This is a genomic window from Candidatus Streptomyces philanthi (assembly GCF_059553635.1).
This window is the reverse complement of record NZ_JCANQV010000318.1, coordinates 1-6,242: the sequence shown is the minus strand read 5'-3', so window position 1 is coordinate 6,242 and position 6,242 is coordinate 1. Positions and strand designations below refer to the sequence as shown.

Below are 6,242 nucleotides of genomic sequence, written 5' to 3'. Positions count from 1 at the left end.
GGTTTCGCGCCCGGCGCGCCGCTGGGGTCGGTCGTGGTCGCGGACGCGATCGTGGCGGCCGATCTGGGGGCGCAGACGCCCGGGGGTTTCGTGCCGGTGACCGGTCTGGGTTTCGGGACGGTGGAGCACCGGCCCGATCCGGTGCTCGTCCGTGGTGTGGCCGACGCCGTGGGTGCCGTCACCGGGCCGGTGCTGACCGTCTCGACGGTGACCGGGAGTGCCGCCCGCGCGGCGGAGCTGGCCGCCCGTCATCCCGGTGCGCTGGCCGAGGCCATGGAGGGCTTCGGGGTCGCCGAGGCGGCCGCTGCCCATGGTGTGCCGGTGCTGGAGATCCGTACGGTCTCGAACGCCGTCGGTCCGCGCGACCGCGCCGCCTGGCGGATCGGCCCCGCGCTCACCGCCCTGACCGGCGCCTTCGCCGCCCTGCCCGGCGTGCTCGAAGGCCCCTGCCGTCCCGGCCCGCAACCGGACCGGGCCCGCTCCTGAGGAGGACCCCCGTGACCCGGCCGCTGCAGATCGCCTACTCGCCGTGCCCCAACGACACGTTCGTCTTCGACGCCTGGGCGCACGGCCGCGTCCCGGGCGCGCCGGAGCTGGCGGTCACCCTCGCCGACATCGACGTCACCAACGGGATGGCCGAGCGCGGCGAGTTCGATGTGCTGAAGGTGTCGTACGCGGTGCTGCCGTGGGTGCTGGAGGAGTACGCGCTGCTGCCGTGCGGCGGGGCGCTGGGGCGCGGTTGCGGGCCGCTGGTGCTGACCCGGGACGGCGGTACGGCGGCGGGTCTGGCGGGCCGGACGGTGGCGGTGCCCAGTGAGCGGTCGACGGCGTATCTGCTGTTCCGGCTGTGGGCGGCGACCGAGGTGCCCGGCGGGGTGGGCGAGATCGTGGTGCTGCCGTTCCACGAGATCATGCCGGCGGTGCGGGACGGGAAGGTCGACGCGGGCCTGGTGATCCACGAGGCGCGCTTCACCTACCGGGACTACGGGCTGGCCTGCCTGGCCGACATGGGCGACCACTGGGAGCGGACCACGGGGCTGCCGATCCCGCTCGGCGCGATCATCGCGAAGCGGTCGCTGGGCGAGGAGACCCTGCGGACGCTGGCGGAAGCGGCCCGTACGTCGGTGCGGATGGCCTGGGACGACCCGGAGGCGTCCCGGCCGTACGTGCGGGCGAACGCGCAGGAGATGGACCCGTCCGTCACCGACCAGCACATCGGGCTGTACGTCAACGAGTACACGGCGGATCTGGGCGAGCACGGTTACGCGGCGGTGCGCGGGCTGCTCACGCGTGCCGCGGCCGAGGGGCTGGTGCCTCCCCTCGGCCGGGACGCGCTGCGTTTCGTCTGAGCCGGTCAGACGTCGAGCTGGTCGGCGACCGCCCGCAGCATGCCGGCGATCTTCGCGCCGTGCGCCTTGTCGGGGTAGCGGCCGCGCTCCAGCTGCTGGGTGACGTTCTCCAGGAGCGTGGTGAGGTCCTGGACGATCGACGCCAGCTCGTCGGGCTTGCGGCGCTGCGCGGCGGCCACCGAGGGGGTGGGGTCGAGCACGGTCACCGTCAGCGCCTGGTCACCGCGCTGACCTGCGACGACACCGAATTCGACGCGCTGGCCCGGCTTGAGTGCGTCCACTCCGTCGGGCAGCACCGACGAGTGCACGAAGACGTCGCCGCCGTCGTCGCGGGAGAGAAAGCCGAAGCCCTTCTCACTGTTGAACCACTTCACCTTGCCGGTAGGCACGTCTGTCCTCGTCCTCGTACTCGTCGGAATGGGATGGAAAAGCGTGGGGGGTGCTGGGGGGGTGATGGTGTGGGCGGGGGTGGCCGGGAGGCCGGGGTGCACTGCGGAAGGTGCGGGCGGGACAAACAGGTCTGGACAGCAGTGCGGCGGGCCAACAGCCCCGCCGTCCCCAAGGCTAATGGTCCGGCGGCCGGTGACAAGACGTCGCCGGGCGGTTCCCCGGTGCGTCCGGTGCCGACTTACCCTGGTCAGGTGTCTGACAAAACTCGCGGGGCCGGAGATGTCCTGGTCCGAATCGGCGCGATCATGTTCCTTGTTGGCGCAGTGGCCACGTTGGCGACGATGATGCCGCTGTTCCTGGGGTCCCGTCCGCTGCCCTGGTTCTTCTACTGGCTGTGCATGCTGATGGGCGCCGGCTTCCTCGTCTCCGGGGCGGGCATGGTGCGCTCGGTCACCGCGCAGCGCCGTCAGGCGGCCTCGTCGGCGACGTAGCGGGCCAGCCAGGCCGGGAACGCCGTCAGGTCGTCGAGGACGACGTCGGCGCCGACCGCCCGCAGTTCCCCGGCGCCGCACGGGCCGGTCGCGACGGCGACGGACAGGGCGCCCGCGGCCCGCGCGCCGCGCACATCGCCGGTGTGGTCCCCGACGTAGACGGTGGCGCCGTGGGCGCGCAGTGCCTCGGCCTTGTCCTCCGCCCACAGTGAGCCGACGAGGGCGTCCGGGGCGATGCCGAGGTGTTCGAGGTGGAGCGCGGCGTTGGGCCGGTACTTGGCGGTGACGACGACGGCGCGTCCGCCGGGCACCACCGAGCGGACCGCGGCGACCGCCTCGCGCGCCCCGGGCATGGCGGGCGTCGGGGTGATGGCGTACTCGGGGTACAGCTCCCGGTAGAGGTCGCTCGCGGCCTCGGCCTCCTCCTCGGGGAACCAGCGGCGGATCTCCTCCAGCAGCGGCGGGCCGAGGCGGGTGACGGCGAGGTCGGCGTCGATGGGTGTGCCGGTGCGCGCGGACAGCTCCACGTAGGCGGCCCGGATGCCGGGCCGGGAGTCGATCAGCGTCATGTCGAGGTCGAATCCGACCGTCAGGGGATGCGCAGCCATGCCTGCCATTGTGCCCGTGACGGCACGGGACCGGGTCGTATCCTTAGCGTTGCCTTACCTCACCCCGGCGGATCTTGGAACGGAAGCGATGTCAGCAGCCCAGACCAGACGGCCCCGAACCGCCCGCCGCTTCCCCGCCCGCCACCGCCGCTCATGACGGCCCGGATACGCGGCCGGAGGGCGGCCCTGACGGGGGCGGCGGTGCTCGCCCTGCTGCTGGCGGTGCTGTTCTCGCTGGCGGTCGGCAGCCGCGCGTTCGCACCGTCGGAGGTGGTCTCGGCGCTGGTGCACGGCGGGGACGGGGACGCCGCCCAGGTGGTGCGGTTCCTGCGGCTGCCGCGCACCCTGATCGGTCTGATGGTCGGCGCGGCGCTGGCCATGGCCGGCACCGTCCTCCAGGGCCTGACCCGCAATCCCATCGCCGATCCGGGCATCCTCGGCATCAGCCAGGGCGCGTCGGTCGGGGTGGTCCTCGCGATCGCCCTGGCCGGGGTGCACACCCTGTCCGGCTATGTCTGGTTCGCCTTCGCGGGCGCCGGGGCCGCCGCCGTCGTCGTCCACGCCATCGCCTCCCGGGGGCGCGGTGGCGCCACGCCGGTGAAACTGGCGCTCTCCGGGGCCGCGGTCAACGCGCTGCTGGTGTCGGTGTCGATGGCGGTGCTGACGACGCGGGCGGCGGCGCTGGACGAGTTCCGGTTCTGGCAGGTCGGGTCGCTGACCGGCCGGGACAGCGCGGTGGCGGCCCAGATCTGGCCGTTCCTGCTGGTGGGGACGGTGCTGGTGCTGTCGGTAGCCCGGGGTCTGGACGCGCTGGCGCTCGGCGAGGACGTCGCCAAGGGCCTCGGGCAGAACATCGCGGTGGTGCGGATCGTCGGCGGGCTCGGGGCGACGGTGCTGACCGGCGCGGGTGTCGCGGCGGCCGGCCCGATCGCCTTCGTCGGCCTGGCCGTCCCGCATCTGGCGCGGGCGGTGGCCGGCTCCGACCACCGCTGGGTGCTGCCGATGGCGGCGCTGCTGGGCCCGGTGATCGTCCTGGTGTCGGACACGGTCGGGCGGATCGTCTTCCCGCCGTCGGAGGTCCCGGCGGGGGTGATGACGGCGCTGATCGGGGTGCCGTTCCTGGTGACGCTGGTACGGCGGAAGGCGGTGGCGGCATGAGCGCGCCCGTGGCGACCGCGCGGCCCGCCGGTCACGCCGTGGTGCGGGCCGGGCGTGCCTCGTTCCTGCTGCACCGCCGGGCGGCCGTGGTCGCGGTGGCGCTGGCCGTGCTGCTGGCGGCGGGGTGCCTGGCGTATCTGTGCCTCGGGGAGAGCGCGGTCGCGCCGGCCGAGGCGTTGCGGGTGGTGCTGGGGCGGCCGTCCTCGCAGGAGCTGGTGGTGGGGACGCTACGGCTGCCGAGGATGACGGTGGGGCTGCTGGTCGGCGCCGCCTTCGGGGTGGCCGGCGGGCTGATCCAGACGGTGGCCCGCAATCCGCTGGCCAGCCCGGACATCATCGGCGTCACCCAGGGCGCGGGAGCCCTGACGGTGGGCGCGATGACCTTCGGTCTGACCTCGTACACGGTGCTGCCGTACGTGTCGGTGGCCGGCGGGCTGCTGGCGGCGGGGCTGGTGTACGTCTTCGCGTGGCGGGGCGGGCTGCACGCCACCCGCTTCGTCCTCATCGGCATCGGTTTCGCCGTCGCGCTGCGCTCCGTCACCCAGCTGTTCCTCACCAAGGGGGACTATCTCGTCGCGCAGCAGGCGCAGGTGTGGATGACCGGTTCGCTCAACGGGCGCGGCTGGGCGGAGGCGGAGCCGCTGGCGTGGGCGCTGCTGGTGCTGCTGCCGTGTGTGCTGTGGGCGGCGCGGGCGCAGCGGACGGTCTCGCTGGACGACGACACGGCGACCGCGCTCGGGGTCCGGCTGGGGCGGGCGCGGCTGGGCCTGGTGGCCGTCGGGGTGGTGCTGGCGTCGCTGGCGACCGGCGCGGCCGGGCCGGTGGACTTCGTGGCGCTGCTGGCGCCGCAGATCGCCCGTCGGCTGACGCGGACGGCGCAGATCCCGTTGGTGTGCTCGGCGCTGCTGGGCGCGTTCATCGTGGTGGTCGGTGATCTGCTGGCCCGCACGCTGTTCGCGCCGACGGAGCTGCCGGTGGGGGTGCTGACGGCGGCGGTCGGCGCGCCGTACCTGATCTGGCTGATCGTGCGCGGGCACCGGACGCGGGGACGGACCTCGGGCGGGCGCGCGTGAAACCGGCCGCGGGAGGACAGGCGTCACGGGGAGGGGCCGGGCGGAACGGAACGAGGAACGGCGTGACGCGCGTGACGGACGGGAACGATGTGACCACGGGGAGCGGCCGGGCGCGGCTCGGAGCACCACAGCACGACACGGACGACGGAGGGGCAGTGAGCAGCACCGGCACGGTCGGCAGCGGCGGAACCAGGACCGGCGTCACCGGGCACGGCAAGGCCCCGGACGCCCCCGGCAGCCGGCTCGCCGCCCGCGGACTGACCCTCGCCTACGAGGACCGCGTCGTCGTCGACGGCCTGGACCTGGACGTGCCGCACGGCGCCGTCACCGTCGTCGTCGGCCCCAACGCCTGCGGCAAGTCCACCCTGCTGCGGTCGCTGGGCCGGCTGCTGCGGCCCCGGTCGGGCGCCGTCCTCCTCGACGGCGCCGACCTCGCGACCCTCCCCACCAAGAAGATCGCCCGCTCCCTGGGCCTGCTCCCCCAGACCCCCGTCGCCCCCGAGGCGATCACCGTCGCCGACCTGGTCGCCCGCGGCCGCCAGCCGCACCAGCGCTGGTGGCAGCAGTGGTCGGAGGAGGACGAGCGCGCGGTCGGCGAGGCGATGGCCCGGACGGACGTGGCCGAGCTGGCCGAGCGCGCGGTGGACGAACTCTCCGGCGGGCAGCGCCAGCGGGTGTGGATCGCCATGGCGCTCGCCCAGGAGACCGATCTGCTCCTCCTGGACGAGCCGACGACCTACCTGGACATCGCGCACCAGGTGGAGGTGCTCGACCTGGTGCGCCGCCTCAACCACGACCGGGGCCGTACCGTCGTCGCCGTGCTGCACGACCTGAACCAGGCCGCCCGCTACGCCGACCACCTGGTGGCGATGAAGGCCGGCCGGATCATCGCCCAGGGGCCCCCGGACGAGATCGTCACCGCCGGGCTGGTCCACGAGGTGTTCGGTCTGCCGTCGGTCGTGGTGCCCGACCCGGTCACCGGCTCGCCCCTCGTCGTACCGGGCAGCCCCTGGAGACCGGAGCGGGACTGACCGCTCCCCGCCCGCCGCTCAGGACTTGTCTCCGGCACCGCTCGTTCCCCCCTCGCCGTCCGAGCCGAAAGGACATGTCATGTCCCGATCTGCCCCTTGCAGGCGCCGCACCCCCGTCCTCGCCGCCGCCACCACGGTCGCC

8 protein-coding genes are annotated in these 6,242 nt (G+C 74.2%); 6 read left to right on the top strand and 2 right to left on the bottom strand.

Going from position 1 to position 6,242, the window contains the following annotated elements:
- Together mqnB and AC51EU_RS25740 are read left to right on the top strand one after the other, a co-directional pair.
- A partial coding sequence (gene mqnB, locus AC51EU_RS25745; protein WP_496269464.1) for a futalosine hydrolase occupies positions 1-486 on the top strand: 486 nt, incomplete at its 5' end.
- Positions 487-497: 11 nt separating this feature from the next.
- Positions 498-1,349 carry a 1,4-dihydroxy-6-naphtoate synthase gene (locus tag AC51EU_RS25740; RefSeq protein ID WP_496269463.1) on the top strand — a complete coding sequence of 284 codons (852 nt, stop codon included), beginning with the start codon at positions 498-500 and terminating at the stop codon, positions 1,347-1,349.
- Positions 1,350-1,354: 5 nt separating this feature from the next.
- Here the strand turns inward: AC51EU_RS25740 and AC51EU_RS25735 are convergent, their stop codons facing one another.
- Positions 1,355-1,738 (bottom strand): cold-shock protein, encoded by a 384-nt coding sequence (locus tag AC51EU_RS25735; protein WP_496269462.1) that lies wholly within the window; start codon positions 1,736-1,738, stop codon positions 1,355-1,357.
- Between the two features lie 252 nt (positions 1,739-1,990).
- Between AC51EU_RS25735 and AC51EU_RS25730 the strand changes: the two genes are divergently transcribed.
- Positions 1,991-2,230, top strand: a complete 240-nt coding sequence (locus AC51EU_RS25730) for a hypothetical protein (protein WP_496269461.1) — start codon at positions 1,991-1,993, stop codon at positions 2,228-2,230.
- On the opposite strand, the gene AC51EU_RS25725 is transcribed toward AC51EU_RS25730, so the two are convergent.
- Positions 2,206-2,838, bottom strand: coding sequence for an HAD family hydrolase (locus AC51EU_RS25725; RefSeq protein WP_496269460.1), 633 nt, complete (start codon positions 2,836-2,838; stop codon positions 2,206-2,208). The two genes, AC51EU_RS25730 and AC51EU_RS25725, sit on opposite strands and share 25 nt — an antisense overlap.
- Positions 2,839-2,991: 153 nt before the next feature.
- On the opposite strand from AC51EU_RS25725, the gene AC51EU_RS25720 reads away from it, so the two are divergent.
- From AC51EU_RS25720 to AC51EU_RS25710, 3 genes are all read left to right on the top strand, one after another.
- Positions 2,992-3,996, top strand: a complete 1,005-nt coding sequence (locus AC51EU_RS25720) for a FecCD family ABC transporter permease (RefSeq protein ID WP_496269459.1) — start codon at positions 2,992-2,994, stop codon at positions 3,994-3,996.
- Positions 3,993-5,069: a FecCD family ABC transporter permease gene (locus AC51EU_RS25715; RefSeq protein ID WP_496269458.1), complete on the top strand. Its 1,077-nt coding sequence runs from the start codon at positions 3,993-3,995 to the stop codon at positions 5,067-5,069. Before AC51EU_RS25720 ends, AC51EU_RS25715 begins: the two co-directional genes overlap by 4 nt.
- Before the next feature lie 257 nt (positions 5,070-5,326).
- Positions 5,327-6,100 carry an ABC transporter ATP-binding protein gene (locus tag AC51EU_RS25710; protein ID WP_496269465.1) on the top strand — a complete coding sequence of 258 codons (774 nt, stop codon included), beginning with the start codon at positions 5,327-5,329 and terminating at the stop codon, positions 6,098-6,100.
- Positions 6,101-6,242 lie beyond the last annotated feature (142 nt).

Coding starts and splice junctions, on each gene's coding strand:
- AC51EU_RS25725 (WP_496269460.1), bottom strand. CDS start 2,838: ATGGCTGCGCATCCCCTGACGGTCGGATTCGACCTCGACATGACGCTG.
- AC51EU_RS25720 (WP_496269459.1), top strand. CDS start 2,992: ATGACGGCCCGGATACGCGGCCGGAGGGCGGCCCTGACGGGGGCGGCG.
- AC51EU_RS25715 (WP_496269458.1), top strand. CDS start 3,993: ATGAGCGCGCCCGTGGCGACCGCGCGGCCCGCCGGTCACGCCGTGGTG.